General features: G+C 52.6%; 17 protein-coding genes and 2 pseudogenes. 7 read left to right on the top strand and 12 right to left on the bottom strand.

What is annotated here, in order from left to right; translation table 11 throughout:
• The first annotated feature begins 76 nt into the window (after positions 1-76).
• Entirely contained in the window at positions 77-490 is a 414-nt protein-coding gene (locus JCM12308_RS30175) for a hypothetical protein (RefSeq protein WP_208978647.1), read from the top strand.
• A complete protein-coding gene (locus JCM12308_RS30170; RefSeq protein ID WP_208978646.1) occupies positions 484-1,062 on the top strand; it encodes a hypothetical protein in 579 nt (192 codons plus the stop codon). The genes JCM12308_RS30175 and JCM12308_RS30170 overlap by 7 nt, the downstream gene beginning before the upstream one ends.
• A gap of 103 nt (positions 1,063-1,165) precedes the next feature.
• Here JCM12308_RS30170 and JCM12308_RS16360 read toward each other — a convergent pair.
• The 7 genes and pseudogenes from JCM12308_RS16360 to JCM12308_RS16330 form a co-directional block, all read right to left on the bottom strand.
• Positions 1,166-1,650, bottom strand: a pseudogene (locus tag JCM12308_RS16360) (F0F1 ATP synthase subunit B family protein).
• 11 nt (positions 1,651-1,661) lie between these two features.
• Positions 1,662-2,213, bottom strand: a complete 552-nt coding sequence (locus JCM12308_RS16355; protein WP_014284344.1) for a F0F1 ATP synthase subunit B — start codon at positions 2,211-2,213, stop codon at positions 1,662-1,664.
• Between the two features lie 100 nt (positions 2,214-2,313).
• A complete protein-coding gene (locus JCM12308_RS16350; protein ID WP_008549639.1) occupies positions 2,314-2,541 on the bottom strand; it encodes a F0F1 ATP synthase subunit C in 228 nt (75 codons plus the stop codon).
• A gap of 73 nt (positions 2,542-2,614) precedes the next feature.
• Positions 2,615-3,382 (bottom strand): F0F1 ATP synthase subunit A, encoded by a 768-nt coding sequence (locus JCM12308_RS16345; protein WP_008549614.1) that lies wholly within the window; start codon positions 3,380-3,382, stop codon positions 2,615-2,617.
• A gap of 52 nt (positions 3,383-3,434) precedes the next feature.
• Positions 3,435-3,809 (bottom strand): AtpZ/AtpI family protein, encoded by a 375-nt coding sequence (locus JCM12308_RS16340; protein WP_008549670.1) that lies wholly within the window; start codon positions 3,807-3,809, stop codon positions 3,435-3,437.
• A 196-nt stretch (positions 3,810-4,005) separates the two neighbouring features.
• Positions 4,006-7,464: a chromosome segregation protein SMC gene (gene smc, locus JCM12308_RS16335; protein ID WP_054784462.1), complete on the bottom strand. Its 3,459-nt coding sequence runs from the start codon at positions 7,462-7,464 to the stop codon at positions 4,006-4,008.
• A gap of 93 nt (positions 7,465-7,557) precedes the next feature.
• The gene (locus tag JCM12308_RS16330) at positions 7,558-8,199 is read right to left on the bottom strand and encodes a DsbA family protein (RefSeq protein ID WP_008550064.1); all 642 of its coding nucleotides are present in this window, start codon (positions 8,197-8,199) and stop codon (positions 7,558-7,560) included.
• A gap of 509 nt (positions 8,200-8,708) precedes the next feature.
• On the opposite strand from JCM12308_RS16330, the gene JCM12308_RS16325 reads away from it, so the two are divergent.
• Complete coding sequence (locus JCM12308_RS16325; protein WP_128647427.1) at positions 8,709-9,200, top strand: hypothetical protein; 492 nt, start codon at positions 8,709-8,711, stop codon at positions 9,198-9,200.
• 34 nt (positions 9,201-9,234) lie between these two features.
• On the opposite strand, the gene JCM12308_RS16320 is transcribed toward JCM12308_RS16325, so the two are convergent.
• A complete protein-coding gene (locus tag JCM12308_RS16320; protein ID WP_008549729.1) occupies positions 9,235-9,690 on the bottom strand; it encodes a DUF721 domain-containing protein in 456 nt (151 codons plus the stop codon).
• Between the two features lie 217 nt (positions 9,691-9,907).
• Between JCM12308_RS16320 and mutY the strand changes: the two genes are divergently transcribed.
• Positions 9,908-10,960 (top strand): A/G-specific adenine glycosylase, encoded by a 1,053-nt coding sequence (gene mutY, locus JCM12308_RS16315; protein WP_054784460.1) that lies wholly within the window; start codon positions 9,908-9,910, stop codon positions 10,958-10,960.
• Between the two features lie 48 nt (positions 10,961-11,008).
• Here mutY and JCM12308_RS16310 read toward each other — a convergent pair whose 3' ends face one another.
• Both JCM12308_RS16310 and JCM12308_RS16305 read right to left on the bottom strand, forming a co-directional pair.
• Entirely contained in the window at positions 11,009-11,398 is a 390-nt protein-coding gene (locus JCM12308_RS16310) for a tautomerase family protein (protein WP_054784459.1), read from the bottom strand.
• 214 nt (positions 11,399-11,612) lie between these two features.
• Positions 11,613-13,090, bottom strand: a pseudogene (locus JCM12308_RS16305) (AMP nucleosidase).
• A gap of 325 nt (positions 13,091-13,415) precedes the next feature.
• On the opposite strand from JCM12308_RS16305, the gene JCM12308_RS16300 reads away from it, so the two are divergent.
• Together JCM12308_RS16300 and JCM12308_RS16295 are read left to right on the top strand one after the other, a co-directional pair.
• Positions 13,416-14,636 carry a glycerophosphodiester phosphodiesterase family protein gene (locus tag JCM12308_RS16300; protein ID WP_054784458.1) on the top strand — a complete coding sequence of 407 codons (1,221 nt, stop codon included), beginning with the start codon at positions 13,416-13,418 and terminating at the stop codon, positions 14,634-14,636.
• A gap of 427 nt (positions 14,637-15,063) precedes the next feature.
• Positions 15,064-16,161 carry a site-specific DNA-methyltransferase gene (locus JCM12308_RS16295; protein ID WP_054784502.1) on the top strand — a complete coding sequence of 366 codons (1,098 nt, stop codon included), beginning with the start codon at positions 15,064-15,066 and terminating at the stop codon, positions 16,159-16,161.
• A gap of 117 nt (positions 16,162-16,278) precedes the next feature.
• On the opposite strand, the gene JCM12308_RS16290 is transcribed toward JCM12308_RS16295, so the two are convergent.
• Positions 16,279-17,166 (bottom strand): DUF4261 domain-containing protein, encoded by an 888-nt coding sequence (locus tag JCM12308_RS16290; protein ID WP_128647426.1) that lies wholly within the window; start codon positions 17,164-17,166, stop codon positions 16,279-16,281.
• A gap of 129 nt (positions 17,167-17,295) precedes the next feature.
• Here JCM12308_RS16290 and JCM12308_RS16285 point away from each other — a divergent pair, with 129 nt between their 5' ends.
• On the top strand, positions 17,296-17,703 hold the full coding sequence (locus JCM12308_RS16285) for a cytidine deaminase (RefSeq protein WP_054784456.1): 408 nt from the start codon (positions 17,296-17,298) through the stop codon (positions 17,701-17,703).
• Between the two features lie 45 nt (positions 17,704-17,748).
• On the opposite strand, the gene tyrS is transcribed toward JCM12308_RS16285, so the two are convergent.
• Positions 17,749-19,020, bottom strand: coding sequence for a tyrosine--tRNA ligase (tyrS, locus tag JCM12308_RS16280; RefSeq protein ID WP_054784455.1), 1,272 nt, complete (start codon positions 19,018-19,020; stop codon positions 17,749-17,751).
• Positions 19,021-19,172 lie beyond the last annotated feature (152 nt).

The following is a 19,172-nucleotide window of genomic DNA, read 5'->3' as shown; positions in this document are numbered from 1 at the left end:
GTTCATTTCAGCACATCGGGTTTTAGTCGCAGCTCGCATTCTGACGGAGTTACAACTCTAAGTTAAGGAGAGCGATATGCCTACTATCACGAGTGCGGCCCCTCAGGTAAACGTTCCAATACAGCCTCAAGCCGTTCAGCAAACGAACAGGCCCGCTGATCTTCAAGAGAGCTATAAGGAGCGTCATCTTGGGGATCTGGGTATCACGGTCAAGTACAACCCAGCGATCCCTGAGCATCAGGTGGATTCAAGTCTGGCTGCTGTCTCTGTTCATCGCACGGTGGGTGACAAGCTCGGCATGACCACACACGCTCTGCACAGTGTCGTTGAAAGCGGCAAAGATGCTGTGCTCTCAGCGCGTGCCCCGTTTCTCTCAAACGCTAGTCCAGCTCAGGAAACGGCTGAGACGCATAAGTCCATTACTTCGAGTGCTGATGCCATCAAATCCCTTCCTGACAGTTCTTATCTGAAGACCGAAGGGCGGTGGTAGATGCGTCCACGGTCCAAGTACCGGCACCCGGAAATGTCTTTGGTGCGAGCGGTCTCTTCGCATCTGCTGAGACGAGCCTGGAGATTCCTCTCGTCACACCAGCAAGCCCAAACCGTGATGATATTGCAGCAGCATTTGGCGTGAGGATCTTCGATGAAGGACAGACCATTCCGCTGAAGTTTGATGGAAACCTAAATGCCGTCGAGTACGAGTTTGGGAAAGCCTATCCGCAGTACAGACTGGATGTGGCCAATGGTTTCTTTATTGAGACACATGATTTTCCGCATGTGTTCATGCCAGCGTCAGAGCAGAGCGAGATTGTCATCACAATCGGGAAGCAGCTTGAAGAAAATCAGTTCGCCATGACCAACTTCCTTGTACCGCATGGCAGCGGCATTCTGGTTCCGGGCAATACCATTCATGCGGATGCTTTCAGCACCGGCAACATCATCGCGATGCTGACGCATTGTACAGAAGCGGATGTTGTCTTGATGCACCAACCTGATGATAGCCCGCTGCCAATTAAGGTGGACACTTCTGAACGATTGGGGCTGGCCGAATGGCACGTCTAAGGGCGTTGGTGTGACACACTGAGATGGCCCAGTGCCCAGACAAAAAGAAAAGGCTCCCGAAGATCGGAAGCCTTTTTGGTGTTCTTTTCAGAAGTTCTGAGGATTAGTTCAGGCTATCAGAAACCTGTTTGATGCTCTGCTTGAGCACCTTATCCTGAACTTCTGCTTTTGCAGCGCTGGAAGCGACAATGGTTTCAGCTGCCTGAACTGCAACATCTGCAGCGCGGGAGCGAACTTCTGCAATCGCATTTGCTTCAGCCTGAGCGATTTTCGCTTCAGCTGCTTTGGTGCGACGTGCAATCATCTCTTCGAGAGCTGCCTTGCTTCATCAGCCAGACGATCAGCTTCGACTTTTGCGTCAGCAACGATCTGCTCGGCTTCGGCTTCAGCCTCTTTGCGCTTGCGCTGGTACTCGGCCATCAGAGCCTGAGCTTCTTCACGCAGCTTACGGGCGCCTTCAAGCTCTTGCTTGATGTTGTCCGCTTGCTGGTCAAGCATTGCACCAATCTTGCCAGGTACTTTCAGGTACCATAGCAGGACAAAGAAGAGGATGAGACCAACGAGTGCCCAAAGGCTTGCATCGAACATTCTGTCACCCCTTACTTAAGTGCAGCATCAACGGCTTTGGCAACTTCAGCTTTTGCTGGAGCGCGGCCACCGATAAGTGCCTTCACAAGCTCGCCTGTTGTCTCAGCGGCGATTTCGCCAACATGTGACAGGCTTTCAGCTTTGATCTTGGAGATGCTCTGTTCAGATTCGGAAAGCTTAGCTGCCAGCTGCTCTTCAGCTGCTGCGCGGGCGCCTTCTGTTTCTGCTTTTACCTTTGAGCGTGCATCATGAGCCATGGTGGTGGCTTTTTTGCGCGCGTCGGCAAGAGCACTTTCGTAGGATGCGATGGCTTCATCTGTCTCTTGCTTGAGACGGGATGCTTCAGCCATGTCACCTGCGATGCGATCGCGACGATCTTCGAGGATACCGCCGATGCGTGGCAGGACCACTTTCGACATTACCCAGTAGAAAACGCCGAAGGAAAGAACCAACCACAACAGCTGAGACGGGAAAGTCGTGCTGTCGAACGGAGGAAAGCTACCGCCATCCTCTACAATGCCAACTTCGGCAGTTGTATTCAGGTTGCCTTGAGTATTCGACATCAACTTCTCCGTGAACGCTCTTCGTAACGTTTTATGGTTTGGAGACGGTTCTTAAGGCTTAAGAACCGTCACGCATAAAACGCTCTAATCTTTCTGTCGATTATACTGCGAACAGCAGCAGAAGTGCGACGAGAAGGGAGAAGATGCCGAGAGCTTCGGTCACAGCAAAGCCGAGGATGAGGCGGCCGAACTGTCCATCTGCAGCAGATGGGTTGCGCAGTGCGCCGGCAAGGAAGTTGCCGAAGATGTTACCAAGACCGAGAGCTGCACCACCCATACCAAGGCAGGCGATACCGGCACCAATGTATTTTGCTGCTTCTGCTTCCATGACAAGTGCTCCTAAACTAGCAAATTCGTCTATGACTTTGTTTTGGGTTTGATACCCGGATTCTACACGTTACTTAGTGGCTCGGATGAAGCGCGTCTGCAAGATACATGCAGGTAAGAACGGTAAAGACGTAGGCCTGAAGGAAGGCCACAAGGAACTCAAGAGCCGTGATGGCAACTGTGAGAGCCAGAGGCAAGACCGCGGATGCGATGCCAACAGCACCTGCACCAGTGAGCATTACCACGAAGCCTGCGAAAACCTTCAGAGTGATGTGACCAGCAAGCATGTTTGCGAACAGACGAACGGACAAGCTAACTGGACGGGAAAGGAAAGAGATTACTTCAATCGCGGAGACGAGAGGAACAACCCCTGCTGGAACGCCGCTTGGGACGAACAGCTTAAGGAAGCCAACACCGTGCTTGAAGAAACCGTAGATCGTTACAGTGCCAATCACGAGCATTGCGAGTGCAAATGTCACGATGATCTGACTTGTAACGGTGAAGAAGTATGGGAACATCCCGAGCATGTTTGCAACGAAGACGAACATGAACAGGGAGAAGACGAGCGGGAAGAACCGCATTCCGTCATTGCCTGCTGATCCTCGCAATGTGGCAGCAACAAACTCGTAGGACATTTCCGCCATGAGTTGAGCGCGGCTAGGGACCAGACCACGTCTGTTGGTAGACAGAACGAGGAACAAGGTCGCTACAGCGACGGTGACAACCATGAACAAGGAAGCGTTGGTAAAGGAGAAATCAACACCGCCAATCTCCACAGGAAAGATCTTGGAGATATGAAACTGGTGGATCGGATCGATCGCGTTGCCTGAATTTCCAGCCACAGGTAGTACCCCTGAAGTGCCAATTTACGAGCGCAAGAGCGCGATGAATTAGTTAGTCCTGCTTCTTGCCGGAATTCATCCGTCTTTCAGGTGGAGCGACTTTGCCCGCCTCCCGAAGGACGTTTAATATTCCCGCTGCGAAGCCAAGCATCAGGAGAATAATCATCCCCCACGGCTTGGTCCCGAGCCAGCTATCCGCCATCCAGCCGAGTGCCCCCCCGACAAAGATCGCAGCAATAAACTCGGAAGACATCTTCCAAGCCTGTGATAGGCCCGCCATCGCGCCGGTCTTGTTCGGTTCCTCTTTAGCAGAGGCTTCGTCCAAGTGTGTATCCAGCGTTTTGCCAAGCTTTTCTAGCCGCTCAGACAGGTGACGATCAGTTTCTTTCATGTCTTTTTTCTTCTGCTTATTCTCTTCAGGAGACATCAACATTCTTCCTTCATAGCAGCAGATAGCTCAAAGACACGGACGCCCCTGAAAGTCGGGGGCACCATAATGCTCGTGATCTGCACTGTCAAGGTTAGAGCTACTTAAGCTAAATAACTGATATTTAAGTATTTTTCAGAGTTTCTAACAGAGAATACGTATAAAGGATACTTTCAAGCCCGTATTGTACCCTATTTTAGGCCTCTTCTGTGAATCGTTCAGCCGTCTCAAGATCTACTGATACGAGCTGAGAAACCCCTCTTTCAGCCATGGTTACACCGAACAATCTGGACATGCGCGCCATGGTGATCGGGTTGTGTGTGATGACTGTGAATCGGGTCTCTGTGTTCTGCGCCATGTTCTCCAGCAAAGCGCAATATCGCTCCACGTTGGCATCATCCAACGGAGCGTCAACCTCGTCCAGAACGCAAATTGGGGCCGGATTCGTAAGGAAAACTGCGAATATAAGCGCCATGGCAGTGAGTGCCTGCTCCCCACCTGAGAGAAGGGTCATGGTCTGCGGCTTCTTGCCTGGTGGGCGGGCGAAGATCTCCAGACCAGCGTCCAGCGGGTCTTCCGCATCCACCAGTTTCAGCTCTGCGGTGCCGCCACCAAACAAGTGTGTGAATAAACGCTTGAAGTGGTCGTTGACCTGATCAAATGAGCTCAGGAGTCGCTCGCGCGCTTCCTTGTTGAGATTCATGATTCCTGTGCGCAACTTCCTGATTGCCTCGATCAGGTCGTCTCTTTCGGTGATCAGAGTGTCTCTTTGCTCCGTGATTTCCTGCATTTCCTCATCGGCACGCAGGTTTACACCCCCCAGTCGTTCACGCTCCGCTTTCAGGCGATCGAGTTTGCGTTCAGCAGCTTCCGCGTCTGGTAGAGGTGCTTCCGGAGACAGACCTGCCATCTCATGCAGGCGCGAGACGTTCACTTCCAGCGCTTCATCCACGCGGCGCTCAATTTCACTGCGGCGTTCTTTGGCCGCTTCGAGGCGTTCCTCCGCACGGATTTTGCGTTCGCGGGCACCAGAGAGGCCTTCCATGGCTTCACGGGCTTTTTGATCCGCGATCAGCTGGCGCTTTTCACCTTCCGCCAATTTGTCGTCGGCAGCCTTGCGAGCATCGTCTGCTGTTGCCAGATTGCTCAGCAGATCCTGACGCTTGAGTTCGATCTCTTCCGGGCTTTCCAGCAGGATGAGGCGCTCTTCGGCGGCATCATCGCGGCGTTGACGGAGAACGGAGATTTGCTTGTCCGCGTTCTGAGCTCGCTGGACCCAGTTCTGGCGGTCGCGCTCGATGGTTTCCAGACGCTTGGCGCGCAGCTCCCCTTCCCGCTTCAGGGCATCGGTTGCACCTTTGGCTTCAGCCAGTTTACTGCGGCAGTTGGAGACGTCTTTGGCAGCATTTTCCAGCTCGGCGGTTATGCCTTCGATGTCTTGCAGCTCATCCAGAGCGCTTTCGGCCTCTTCGAGGGAAGCAGCAGTCTCTTCGTAATCTTCGTTGGCGCGGCGCAGCTGCTCTTCCAGCGTTGTTTTGCGCACGGAGAGTTCTGTCAGAGCGCGCTCAGCTGCGGCGAGTTCTTCACGCAGAGCCACAATGCGGGATTGCTCCAGGCGCAGTTTCTGGCGCATGTCCTGCTCGGCGACTTCAGCCCGACGGCGTTGTTCGGTTGCTTCTTCCAGAGCCGCCTTTTTCTCTTCCACCAGATCCCGTGTCTGCTCCACCAGATCTTCCAGTTCGGCAAGGCGGTTTCTTTGGGCAAGGCGTTGTGCGGCTGGGGTTGGCGCGTCTGCTGCGACGATCAAGCCATCCCAGCGCCAAAGGTCACCCTGCTTACTCACCAGTCGTTGACCGACTTTGAGCTGCTTCATCAAAGCTGAGCCGTGTTCAGCATCGACGAGACCGACCTGAGCCAATCGGCGAGACAGTTCCTGCGGGGCTTCCACATAAGCGGAGAGTGGCTCGGCGCCAGCAGGTAGGCTCGGGTCGCTGTCCTGTTGTGCGTTCAGGCTCCAGTGAACCGGTGCGGCATCTTCCATTGCCGCATCAAGGTCTTCACCCAACGCAGCCCCCAGCGCAGTTTCCCAGCCTGGGCTGACGCTCATCTTATCTACGGCAGGTGTCCAGTCGCCACTTTGACCGGCGGACAGGACCGCCTGAAGGGTTTTGGCTTCCGTCTCATATCTGGAGAGAGCTGAATGCGCTTCATTTAATGGATTACGGCAGTTGTTCTCTGTCTCACGGGCTGTTGCCAGAAGCTCTTCCGCTTCAACAGCGCTTTCTTCCGCTTCGGCCAGCTCTTCCAGAGCCATTTCCAGCTCTTCGCGTTTGTCGCTTGGCCCGCTGGCCGCTTTGATATCTGCCTCAACTGCTTCCAACTGACCTTTGAAGCGGTCCGCCTCTTCTTTGAAGCGTGCGGTTTTCTGACGGATGCCGGAGATCTGGTTTTCCAGCTGCGTGTGCTTGGCGAGGAGACTGGCGTGGTCCTGCGTGATGCGCGAGTGCTTCATCTCGCTGGCATCGAGGTTGTCTTCCGCGATCAGGACCAGCTCTTCTGCTTCCGCAGCACGCTCATCCATAGTCTCAGCAGCTTCAAGCAGCTCCTGCTTTTCTTCTTCCAGCTCTTCCAGATGGCTGGCATTTTCGCTGGCGAGCTGGGCTTCGCGTTCGATGTCCTGTTCCATCTGAGCAAGGCGGGCCTGAAGGTCGACCAGCTTTTCTTTGATGCGGCGGTCTTCGGATTCCAGATCGTTCTTGGCGATGATGAGATGCTGGAGCGCGGCGGCAGCGCCACCTGCGGCTTCACGCAGCTTGGGGATTTCGTGGGCGGCCAGTGCCTGTTCTTTGGCGGTGGAGGCTTGCAGGCCAGCAATATCGCGCATGCCGATTTCGGCTTCAGCATACTGCTTGCGGGCAGCATCCAGCGCAGCTGTAGCTTCATGCCAGCGCAGATACAGGATGGTCGCTTCAGCTTTGCGGATCTCGGAGGACAGATTGCGGTAACGAGTGGCCTGCCGGGCCTGACGCTTCAGGCCGTCGAGCTGACCTTCGATCTGTACGACCACATCTTCCAGACGTTCCAGGTTGGTTTCAGCAGCGCGCAGACGGATCTCTGCTTCTTTGCGGCGGCTGTGCAGGCCGGAGATGCCAGCGGCTTCTTCGAGGATCTTGCGGCGAGAGGTTGGCTTGGATGAGATCAGCTCGCCGATCTGCCCCTGCCGGACCATGGCCGGGGAGCGTGCGCCGGTGGAAGCATCTGCAAAGAGCAGCTGCACATCGCGGGCGCGGGCGTCCTTGCCGTTGATTTTGTAGACTGAGCCCGCTTCACGCTCGATACGACGGGTGACTTCCAGCGTGTCGCTGTCATTATAGCCGGAAGGGGCTGTTCGATCAGAATTGTCGAGGAACAGGGTGACTTCTGCGGTGTTTCGTGCCGGGCGATTGAGGGAGCCGGAGAAGATCACGTCATCCATGCCGGAGGCGCGCATGTTTTTATAGGAGTTTTCTCCCATAACCCAGCGCAGCGCTTCAACGAGATTGGATTTACCGCAGCCATTGGGCCCGACAATGCCTGTCAGGCCGTCTTCAATGACAAACTCCATGGGCTCGACAAAGGATTTGAACCCAAGGACGCGGAGGCGCTGGAACTTCACAGAGCGCCCCCTACTCTTACAACAGGGTGTAAGCGATCATACGCGCATAGATCTGCGAGCAGGTTGTTCAGCCCTGAGGGCTGCCCGCTTTGCTTACAGATTCTTATCCACGTACTTGCTGAACTCCTCAATAGAGAGTGCTCCGCTTACTTTCTCACCGTTGATAAAGAAGGTCGGTGTTGAATCTACGCCCAGCTTTTCTGAACCGTAGTCACGAACCTTGGTTACTCCGTCTAGTATTTCCTGATTCGTCAAGCAAGCCTTTACAGCATCTTCAGTGAAACCGATCTGCTTACCCATATTCAACAGGGCGGAGTACGGATCATTGGTGAATGCCCAATTGCGCTGCTGTTCGAACATCAGGGTCATAATGTCGAAGTATTTGTCTTCCGGTGCACAGCGCGCAAGCATAAAGCCAGCTGCAGCGACTGTATCCAGCGGGAATTCACGGAAGATGAAACGCACCTTGCCGGTGTCGATGTATTTCTTCTTCAGCTCTTTATATGTGGTGTTGTGGAAGTTCGCACAGTGGCCACAGGTCAGAGAAGCGTATTCGATGATGGTGACTGGCGCGTCCGGGCTGCCAATAACTTTCTCGCCCAGTGGGCCAACCTGGTTCAGGTCTGATTCAGAGTAGCTCTGTGCAGAGGCAACAGTTGGCATAGCGGCAAATGCGAGAGAAGCTGCTGTCAGAGCGCTGGTGCGCTCAAGAAACTTACGGCGAGAGAGTGTCACGTTTTCCTATCCCAAGTTATCTATGTGTTGCCCTGTCTACTAACCCACCACGTTTTATCGCAGTGGTAGCCAGAGGCCGGGTGCGAGTATAACCTCTCCTGCCCTTAGACCTCTGATCACAAGCTGGTGAACACCTGCCGTTTGCGGCACCTGCCCACAACTCGCTTTTTAGCAACAATTGGTTTTCAGGAAACTATGGCAAATACTTGTCAGAAGCTACTGAATATCCTGAGTAGTCATATTAATTTTTGGTAAGGCGGCCAGTTTGACGTATGCGTCAGGGGAGAAATCGATTTTCTTCGTTTAAAACAAAGGACTTCCGCTGTTTCGCGGCAAACTGGCGAAATCTGCTTCCAGATATCTGCCATGATTAAATTTGCACTGCTAATACATACCCACAGAATTTATGCATGGAAAACAACAATAATTTTTCGCGTTGTTTTGTTTTTGCCTCATTAATGAGTTATTAAAGATTTACCAAACTCACTAACAAGATATACGGATACACCATGAAGCGCTTGACTACCTTAATGCTTCTCAGCACTCCACTGATAGCCTGCCAAGCCTCTGTATCTGAAGATTTCGTCGAAGCTATACCTACAACTACTCAAGAAACGACGATTGAAACAACAGCTATACCTGCAACACAAAACATTATCTATACGGGCACAGCAGATCTGGGCGCGCTTACCTCTACGAACTGGGTGGTGAGCGAAGGCAACGGAAACAGTGTTGCACCGTGCCGTGTGCAGTTTAGCAAGTCCGCTGCGGGCGCTGTGGCGTCCCCTTCTGCGGCAGCCCATGGCCTGCCTTCAGGACTGGCGGCGACAAGCGGTTGTTCTAATGAAGAATTGAGCAGTGTGACAGCTTGGGCGGTGAATGGGGATACCATTGAGCTGCGTAATGCGCAGGAAACCACCACGGCCTATCTTTTGATGGAACGCCCTGACCTGCTGCTGGGTTACACAGCCAAGGGTCATGATCTGGTTGTGAGCCAGTAATCACTTTCAAACGTATAGAAGACGTGCTGAGGGATCAGGAGTTACCTGCAGGTGTGCGGGCAATGAGGTTCTTGCCGAGCTTCTCTAATGCGTTCTTCAAACGCTCATCGGAAACATGCGCCACCTTTTGCTCAATGCGGCGGTTTTCAATCTCGGAGAGCTTGCGCAGTGGCTTGGGCGTGATCTTCTTGGTTCTGAGGGCCGGGCGCTGCACAACCTTGATGCGGCCAACCGCATTCCAGCCCAAAAAGGCATTTATACGATCACGCAGTTGCGGCGCTTCATGGGTGAAGAACAAAGCAGTGGGACCATCAGCATGAACAAGAAGGGTTGCAGGTTCGGCGACCGGCTCTCCATCGGAGCTTTTGGTTCTTGGCCAGACAAGCCTACCGGGCTGTACCTTTCCGTGATACTGCTTGCCGACAAGTTCGGGCCAAGCGGCGAGAAGATCAGCACTGGCAAATCCGCGTTTGCGCGCGACAGGGTGCATCGTCTTACCGATCAGCTCGTTTAGCTGATGCTCGATCTTTTGGGAACCCGATTTTGCGCAGTTGCTTTCATCGTCTTCATCACGCCATTAGATTAAGGCACATATATGACCATTGCTTTATATTAGTTTTAATTTAGTCCCGTTTTTCGCGGTACCATGAATTACCAAGGGAACCCCAATTATTTAGGGATCAAAACCAAGGTTAACCCACAAAACCATGCAAGATAATCTAGTTCTTCTTTACTGGTATGACAGAAATTCTCGCCAACTGCCATGGCGAACAGCCCCTGCTGATATACTTTCCGGTGTAAAACCAGACCCTTACCACGTCTGGCTCTCCGAAATCATGCTTCAGCAGACTACTGTCGCGGCGGTAAAAAGTTACTTCGAACTCTTCATAAAGACATGGCCAACACTTGCAGATATGGCCAATGCGGAGGAGGAAGATATCCTGAAAGCATGGGCTGGGCTTGGTTATTATTCCCGTGCAAGAAATCTGTATAAGTGTGCAAAATATGTCCAATTGCATCACAATGGACGTTTTCCCGAGGAGGAAGAGCGGCTTTTGAAGCTGCCTGGCGTGGGTCCTTACACCGCTGCGGCGATCTCCACCATTGCGTTTGGACGGCATGCAGCCGTGGTCGATGGCAACGTGGAACGGGTGCTTTCGCGCCGCCATGCGTTGCTGACAGAGCTCCCTGCCCTCAAGGCTGAGGTGAAGCCTCTAATGGCTGAGGTGACGCCCCATGACCGCCCCGGCGACTTTGCGCAGGCCATGATGGATCTGGGCGCCACCATCTGCACGCCTAAGTCACCAGCCTGTGGCATCTGTCCATGGATGGAGGTGTGCGAAGGCCGCAAGCAAGGCATTGCAGACACGCTGCCGCGCAAAGCGCCGAAGAAGGTGAAGCCGACACGGCGGGGCATGGCTTTCCTTCTGAGTGATAACAAGGGACGCATTCTGCTCCGTAAGCGAGAGGATAAAGGCCTGCTTGCCGGAATGAGTGAGCCAATCACCACACACTGGTCCGATGACGCAGCGCTGGAAGATCTAACAGCCGCCCCCATTCAGGCGGAGTGGGTGCGGACAGCCAAGGACGTGAAGCACACCTTTACCCACTTCCATCTAGAAATGAGTGTCTGGCAGGCGGAGGCTCCAGCGAACTACGCCGAGCCAGAGGGCTACTGGTGGTCCGCTCCCGATGAGCTTGAAGGGGAAGCTCTGCCAACGGTGATGAAGAAAGCGCTGAAGGCGGGTGGGGTGATTTAGAAAATCATTGACCAAAACAGGGAAGCCCGAACGTACAGCTAATTGGCCTTACAGTCCCAGCACTGTTTTTACGGAACCAGCTCCACTGAAAGACCAATCGATCGAGTTGTTTTCGATCAAGAACATGATGGAGTTGTTGGGCTCAAAGCCGATGTTCGAGAGGCGTTGGCGCATGTCTTTGTAAAGGTGTTCCTTCTGCTCATCAGAACGCCCGCCTAGCAATGCGATCTCAATCACGATAGTTGCTTTGGGGTCTCTGTTCCCGAGGAAAGTCGGGTGAAACATCATATCTTCTGGTTCGTATCGAGAAACCAAAGTGAAATCATCGCTGGGATTAACGCCGCATGTAGCGACCAGACTTTCATGCAGCTGCTCGCTGATTGAGCGACACATTTGGGTAGGCAGAGCTTTGGGTACGTGGATCTTGTTAAATGGCATAATAAGTCTCACTCTTTGATAGGACGAACTAAAATCTACTGAAAATTGGATTGGGAAAATCGGTGTAGGTTATCGCGCCTGGACATATGAGGCCAAGTCAGCAATCAGATTAGTTGTTGTAGAGAAACGGCCTCGGGGGCAGCAAACGCTTCTTTACAGCAAAAAGCCGGGTCGATGCCCGGCTTTTCTTGTTCTTGTCACTGCCTAATGGTGCTTATTGGAAAGCGGTTTCCATGAAGCTGCGGAGTTTTCGAGAGTGGAGGCGCTCCAATGGCATCTCTCTCAGGATCTCCATGGTCTTCACGCCGATTTCCAGATGCTGATCCACCTGCTTGCGGTAGAAGTCCGTCGCCATGCCCGGCAGTTTCAGCTCACCATGCAGCGGCTTGTCTGAGACGCAGAGCAAGGTTCCATAAGGAACACGGAAGCGGAAGCCGTTGGCGGCGATGGTTGCGGACTCCATGTCCAACGCGATGGCGCGGGACTGGGAGAAGCGCTGTACCGGCTCGCGGTGGTCGCGCAATTCCCAGTTGCGGTTGTCAATGGAGCCACAGTGCCAGTGCGCATGACGCGCTTCAGGTCATATCCGCTGTAGCCGGTGGTTTTCTCAACTGCATCTTCCAGTGCGACCTGCACTTCTGCCAGTGGTGGGATCGGAACCCATGTTGGCAGATCAGCGTCGAGCACCTTGTCTTCGCGGACATAACCATGTGCCAGCACGTAATCACCGAGCTGCTGGCTGCTTCTCAGTCCAGCGCAGTGACCCAGCATCAACCAGGCATGTGGGCGAAGCACTGCAATGTGGTCGGTGATGGTTTTCGCGTTGGACGGACCAACGCCGATGTTCACCATGGTGATACCGGAGTTGTCCTCCCGCAGCAGATGATAGGCTGGCATCTGTGGCAGACGCGGCGGTGCAACACCTTCGCGTGGTTCTTTATCGCCAGCGTAGGTGATGAGATTGCCCGGCTCGACAAAGGCAACATATCCGCTGTTCGGATCGTTGATCAGTTCCTTCGCCATCTGCGCAAAGCCATCAATGTAGAACTGATAGTTTGTGAAGAGCACGAAGTTCTGGAAGTAGCGCGGTGCCGTTGCGGTGTAGTGCTGCAAACGATGCAGGGAGTAATCTACGCGCGGTGCGGTGAATGGGGCCAGAGGCTCAAAGCCATCCTTGGCACGGTAGGTGCCGTTGGAAATGGCATCATCCATAACCGCCAGATCCGGCACATCAAACACATCACGCAGTGTGCGTTCTGCGCTGTCTGGCAATGCGCCTTCAACGTGCGCACCATCATAGAATGCGAAGTGCAGCGGAATCGGCTGATCACTCTCAGCGATCTCAACTTCGAGGCCGTGGTTCTTGATCAGCAGATCGATCTGGTGTTCCAGATAATGTCTAAACAGATCAGGCCGGGTGATTGTGGTTTTGTATTTGCCAGGTCTTGCTACAAATCCATAGGACAGGCGGGTGTCCACGCGGATGTGGCTGGACATTTCAAAACGAAGTTCCGGATAAAATGCTCTGACCCGGTTTGTTGGCATGCTGCCCTGAGCGGCAGACTTAAAATTCTCGCGCAAAAAGTCCGTTGCCCGATCAAACAGGAAGATCAGGTGCTCAACAGCTTCAGCGGCATCTTTAAAGGATCGTAGGGGAATTGTTTCAGGCGTGCGGATGGAACGGGTTTCCATCACAACGTCGCTATCGGATATAGTCGACACGTTCGGTTTCTCCTCTTTCGTGTCACTATATATCTGAGGGATGTTTACGACAGGGTCAAGACAATCCGCAGACAAATATGATTTATTTTTTAGTGAGTGAGGATATTTTCACGCAGCGTCAGATCCAGTTCTGCGCACAGAATTGCGATATCTGACTACATATTTACCCTTATCCCCTTCAGTTTATTCTGTAAAACTACATCCCAATTAAAAGGTGTGATTTCAGAGGAAGGGTGCAACGCTCTTTTCAGCACCACACCGCAAAAGCATTCAATGATCGGGAGGGATCTTTTTTATGCACTTTGTTCGAACCGCCGCGCTTGGGCTGATGGCAGGCGCTTGTCTTACTGCAAGCGCACAGGCTGCACAGCTGGGCCCTCGCCCTGCTTTTCTCGTTGAGCAGATGCAAGAGAGCCCGCTGAAGGAAAAGCTGCGGGCTTGCATTGGCAACCCAGCCACCACCTCCAGTTTCTCCATTGGGCACCGCGGTGCGCCGCTGCAGTTTCCTGAGCATACTTTAGAATCTTATCAAGCAGCTGCAGTGATGGGCGCTGGTGTGCAGGAATGTGATGTCACCTTCACCAAAGACAAGCAGCTGGTGTGCCGTCACTCCCAGAACGATCTGGCAACCACCACAAATATTCTAGCAACAGATTTGGCTAATACTTGTGTGACGCCATTCACCGCAGCTGCGGGTGGAGAGAAAGCGACTGCTGAGTGCAGGACCTCCGAGATCACTCTGGCTGAGTTTGAAGGCCTGAAGGGTAAGATGGATGCTTCTGATCCAACGGCTACAACAGTTGAGGACTTCCTGAAAGGCACAGCCGATTGGCGTACTGAACTTTATGCGGCTGCTGGTGCTGGCGGGACTTTGATGACCCATGCTCAGTCCATCGAGCTGTTCAAGGCTCAAGGTGCCAAGTTTACACCAGAGTTGAAGCGTCCAAGTGTCGAGATGCCATTTGATGGGTTTAGTCAGGAAGATTACGCCCAGAAGCTGATTGATGAGTACAAAGCCGCTGGTGTTCCGGCTTCTGATGTTTATCCGCAGTCGTTCTTCCTTGATGATGTGCTTTACTGGATCAAGAATGAGCCAGAGTTTGGCAAGCAGGCTGTGTTCCTTGATGGGCGCTTCCGCATGCAGGGCTTTGATACGTCCGATCCGACCAGCTTCAAGCCATCCATGGCTGAGCTGAAGGAGATGGGCGTCAACTACATCTCCCCTCCTCTGTGGATGCTCGTCACGCTGGAAGACAGCAAGATCGTTCCTTCTGCTTATGCGAAGGCTGCCAACGAGGCTGGTATCAAGATCTTCGCCTGGACGCTGGAGCGCTCTGGCCTCATCTCCCATAACAAAGGTGGCTGGTACTACCGCAGCATCAATGATGCGATCACCAGCGAAGGCAGCGTTTACGAGCTGCTGGATGTTTTGGCGCAGGATGTAAAGGTGAGCGGCGTGTTCTCTGACTGGCCAGCAACAGTTACCTTCTATGCCAACTGTATGGGGATTGAGTAAGCTCCTCTCCTCGCACTGATTTGCAATTTGGGAAGCGCGTCTATTATGGCGCGCTTTCTTTTTGCGCTGTCCGTTACGGGAGCTTTGCCACACTGATTAACCGATTTGCCCGCTGTCCCCGCAGTGCGTTTACCTTGTTCGTTTTAGCCAGCAAAAAAGCTTGACTCTCAAAAAAATATTTTAGCTCTCCATTTTCGCCATTTTAACTCCTCATAAACCTCTACCCCAAGGGAATCCGCGACCGAATATTAATGGGAGTTAACTTCGAGACGAATATTCGAATCTGTAAATAAAGCGTTGATTCTAAAAGAATAAAAGATATCCACCGTTAACCAGTGGTTTACCATATCCGGTAACCATAGCACTCAGAAATTGCGTGAGGTGCTGCGTCGCAATGAGAGTAAAGCGTAAAGAAGGGGTGTCCCTGATGACACCCCATACTTCCACCAAGCCAGAGTGGCTTGATACGATTATTAAGGGTGACTGTGTCGAGGCTTTGAACAAGCTTCCAGACAACAGCGTGGATGTGGTTTTTGCCGATCCCCCTTACAACCTACAGCTGGGCGGAGACCTGCACAGACCTGATCATTCAAAGGTAGATGCCTGCGATGATCATTGGGATCAGTTCTCCAGCTTTAAAGCTTACGATGAGTTCACTCGTGCATGGCTCACTGCGGTTCGCCGCGTGCTGAAGCCAAACGGGTCCATCTGGGTTATCGGTTCCTATCACAACATTTTCCGCGTTGGTGCGGTGATGCAGGACCTTGGGTTCTGGATCAACAATGATGTGGTTTGGCTGAAAACAAACCCGATGCCGAACTTCCGTGGCAAGCGTTTTACGAATGCTCATGAGACGCTCATCTGGGCCTGCCCTTCACAGGAGAGCAAGCCGACCTTTAACTATGATGCAATGAAGACGTTTAATGACGACCTTCAGATGCGGTCTGACTGGGTGCTACCTATCTGCACCGGTCATGAGCGTTTGAAGGACGACAACGGCGACAAAGTGCATCCAACACAGAAGCCGGAAAGCCTGCTCTACCGTGTGCTGCTTTCCACTTCCAATCAGGGTGATGTGATCCTTGATCCGTTCTTTGGAACCGGCACCACCGGTGCTGTTGCCAAAAAGCTTGGCCGCCACTTTGTGGGCTGCGAGCGTGAAGATGCCTATATCAAGGCAGCTTCTGAGCGGATTGACCGGGTAACACCAGCCAACGACGATTTTCTGGCGATGACACAAGGCAAACGTTCTCTTCCACGAGTTCCGTTTGGCAACCTGTTGGAAACCGGATTGTTGACACCGGGCGCGGAACTGACTGATGCCCGGGGACGTTTCAAAGCCACAGTTCGCGCTGATGGTTCTTTGATTTGTGGCGAGCATTCAGGATCGATCCACAAAGTGGGTGCGCTCGTCCAAGGCCAGCAAGCCTGTAATGGCTGGACATTCTGGCACGTCAAGCGTGGTAAGGCTCTTGAACCAGTGGACGCTCTGCGTCAGGTGGTTCGTTCTCAGATGCCTCGCTAACGCTGCAGCTCTTTCAGTCAGGCAAACGGTCTGGCTGTTTTACAGGGTTCATCATTGATCCTGCTTCATATCCATATGACTTGGCCCCTGCCCTCACCGGCGGGGGCTTTTTTTGAGCTATCTGTTACGTTTACCAAATGGTCTTCGAGGTCTACGTACAAGTGGCGCTGGTTGCGCTTGTTCTTGTGCTGCTACAGTCTTAAAGGCCTCTTCTTCCGTTGAAGAAAACTCCACAAGAAGAATTGGAGTATCTTCTCGTAACCCAGAAGGCTTATGAAATACCTTAATCATCTGCCCTTCTGTTTGGCCAACTGTATCACCGTGCTTAACAACCAAACCGTTTTTGATTAAGTAAATGGCAAGGTCAAATAGAAACGCAGATGTTTTCTCCGTAACACCTTCCATTGCTGGAGTTTCGAGTTCTCTTCCAATAAAGGGCTTCAGACCGTTCGAAACAGTTACAATCTTTTGATCCCCCTTATGTGACAAACCTCCATTGAAATATTGAAAGGATGTCCAAGAAATCGGCAGATTATCCTGACCTAGGTACTCGGCTTCTAATCTTACCTGCTTAGGTGAAGCAACGGTTTTGGCATCTGCGGTTAATTTGGCTTGAATTGGAAGAAGATCGCACAAATATGCTGCGAAGAGAGCCATTGCTTTAGCTGCATTTAACAAGTCACTAGGTGATGTAGGTTTCTCAAAAACACTCAGGATTATATGTGATTTGTTGGTGTCAATTATCGTCTTTGCTTCTGGCCAAAGGTTATCAATTTGAACAGCTTCCTCGTAAGATTCAAAAGGGAGCGGAAAACCCATATTCATGATGACGAACATGAAGCCATTTACTTTCACAAGTCGGGCCTCTTTGTTCGGGTCATCAGAAGAAACACTTTCAAGAAGAAATGGCTGACCTAAGTAGGTCCCAGTCGCACCACTAAAAAGTTTGGCTTCAGATAAATGAACTGGTTCAGCAAGGGGAAGAAAAGTTAAAAATTTACTCACAGGAGCCCCAATAAAAAATCATTTGAGAATCAAGATTATATCAGTCTACGAATTATGGTCTCAAGCACTCCCTATGTCACATATACTTTGTAGCCTCTCTGAACTTCTAACCTGCCAAAAATCTTACAAATGACCATTGAGCAATCATTATTTGATGAAGCCAGGCTGCTGATTGAGCGGCGTTATCCTACTGGTTGGGGTGGAGCGGCATCTGTCAGGACTGACAGTGGAAAGATCCTCACCAGTATAGCGCCGGACACCAAAAACGACGGGCTGTCTCTTTGTATGGAAGTTGGCGCTATTTTGGAGGCTCATAAGCTGAATGAGACCGTTACTCATTCTCTTTGCATCTACCGCGAAGACGAGAATAACCCCTTTGTTGTTTTGACACCTTGCGGGATTTGTCAGGAACGGCTTGTCCATTGGGGTGGAGACGTTCTCGCAGCCATTTCCAACACGGACAATCAGTTGATCTTCAAGAGTCTGCGAGAACTGCAACCTCATCATTGGTCGATGGTGAATGGAGAAGAGCTGTAGGCCTTGGCACAGCGGCCAGCTCAAGGCTGACCGCTCCCAATGTACTTATACAAACTCCACCAGAGCCTTACGGCGCTTACCAACCGCTAGGGTCAGCCTCTCACCTGGCTTTAGGTCTCCCTCGGAGATCTGGCGGGTTTCTTCCAGCACGATAGATGTGTTCAGGCGGACGCCGCCGCCGCGGATGAGGCGGCGGGCTTCGCTGTTGGTGGTGGCGAAGCCGAGTTTTACCAGTAGGTCCAGCAGGCCGAGCGGTTTGGCGAGCAGAGCCAGAGGCAACTCGTGGGTTGGTTGGGTCAGGTCTTCCTGACCGTTGAACAGTGCCTCGCCTTGCTGAAGAGCGGCTTCTGCTGCGGCCAGACCGTGGACAATGCCGGTGACTTGGGTTGCCAGTATCTTCTTGGCCTCATTCAATTCCTGACCTTTGAGAGAGGACAGTCGGTCAATCTCGCCCAATGGCAAATCGGTGAAGAGTTTCAGGAAGCGTGGCACGTCCGCATCATCGACATTGCGCCAGAATTGCCAGAAGCCGAAGCTGGATAGGCGGGATGGGTTGAGCCATACCGCCCCTTCTGCAGTTTTGCCCATTTTGCTGCCCGACGCTGTTGTCAGCAGTGGCAATGTGAAGCCGAAGAGCTGGCTGCCGGAGCGGCGACCAAGGTCTACGCCGTTGACAATGTTGCCCCATTGATCGGAGCCGCCGATCTGCAATGTGCAGCCGAAGCGTTGGTTGAGCTCAACGAAATCAACCGCTTGTAGCATCATGTAGCAGAACTCAAGGACCGATAGTGGCTGCTGCGCTTCAAGACGGGAGCGCACGCTGTCGAAGGTCATCATGCGGTTGACTGTGAAGTGGGTACCGAAGTCGCGCAGGAACTCAAGGAAGCGGAACTCGTCCAGCCATTCTGCGTTGTTTACGATCTGCCCCTGCTCCTCTGAAAGATCAAAGAGACGCTCTACGGTCGCACGGATGCCAGCAAGGTTGTGGGAGATTTGCGCATCATCGAGCAGCGGACGGCTTTCACTGCGGAAGCTTGGATCGCCCACGCGGGTGGTACCACCGCCAATCAGCAGGATAGGTTTGTGGCCGGTTTTCTGCAGCCAGCGCATGGCCATCAATGGCAGTAGGTGACCGACATGCAGGCTGTCTGCTGTCGCATCAAATCCAGCGTATGCGGTGATAGGGCCTGCCTGCAGCTTTTCATCCAGCGCCTCAAGGTCCGTACATTGATGCAGGAAGCCACGATCGATCAGCAGCTGAAGAGCTTCAGATTTAGGGCGGAAGCAACGGGTGGTATCGACAACAGTGTGTTTCATAATTCTCTCCTACGCCGCGCAGGAGAGCTAAAACACGAAAGCCGCCTACGCGGCGGCTTTTGGTTCTGACCTCAATTTTACATGAGTTTATAGGAACGCGGCCGCCGATATGTCGGTCGCATAATAATAAACTGCAGAAATGATGGTCAGGT

The organism is Pseudovibrio denitrificans JCM 12308, assembly GCF_001310815.1.
Classification (GTDB): domain Bacteria; phylum Pseudomonadota; class Alphaproteobacteria; order Rhizobiales; family Stappiaceae; genus Pseudovibrio; species Pseudovibrio denitrificans.
The sequence above is the reverse complement of the archived record's forward strand: the minus strand, read 5'-3'. Positions and strand labels throughout refer to the sequence as shown.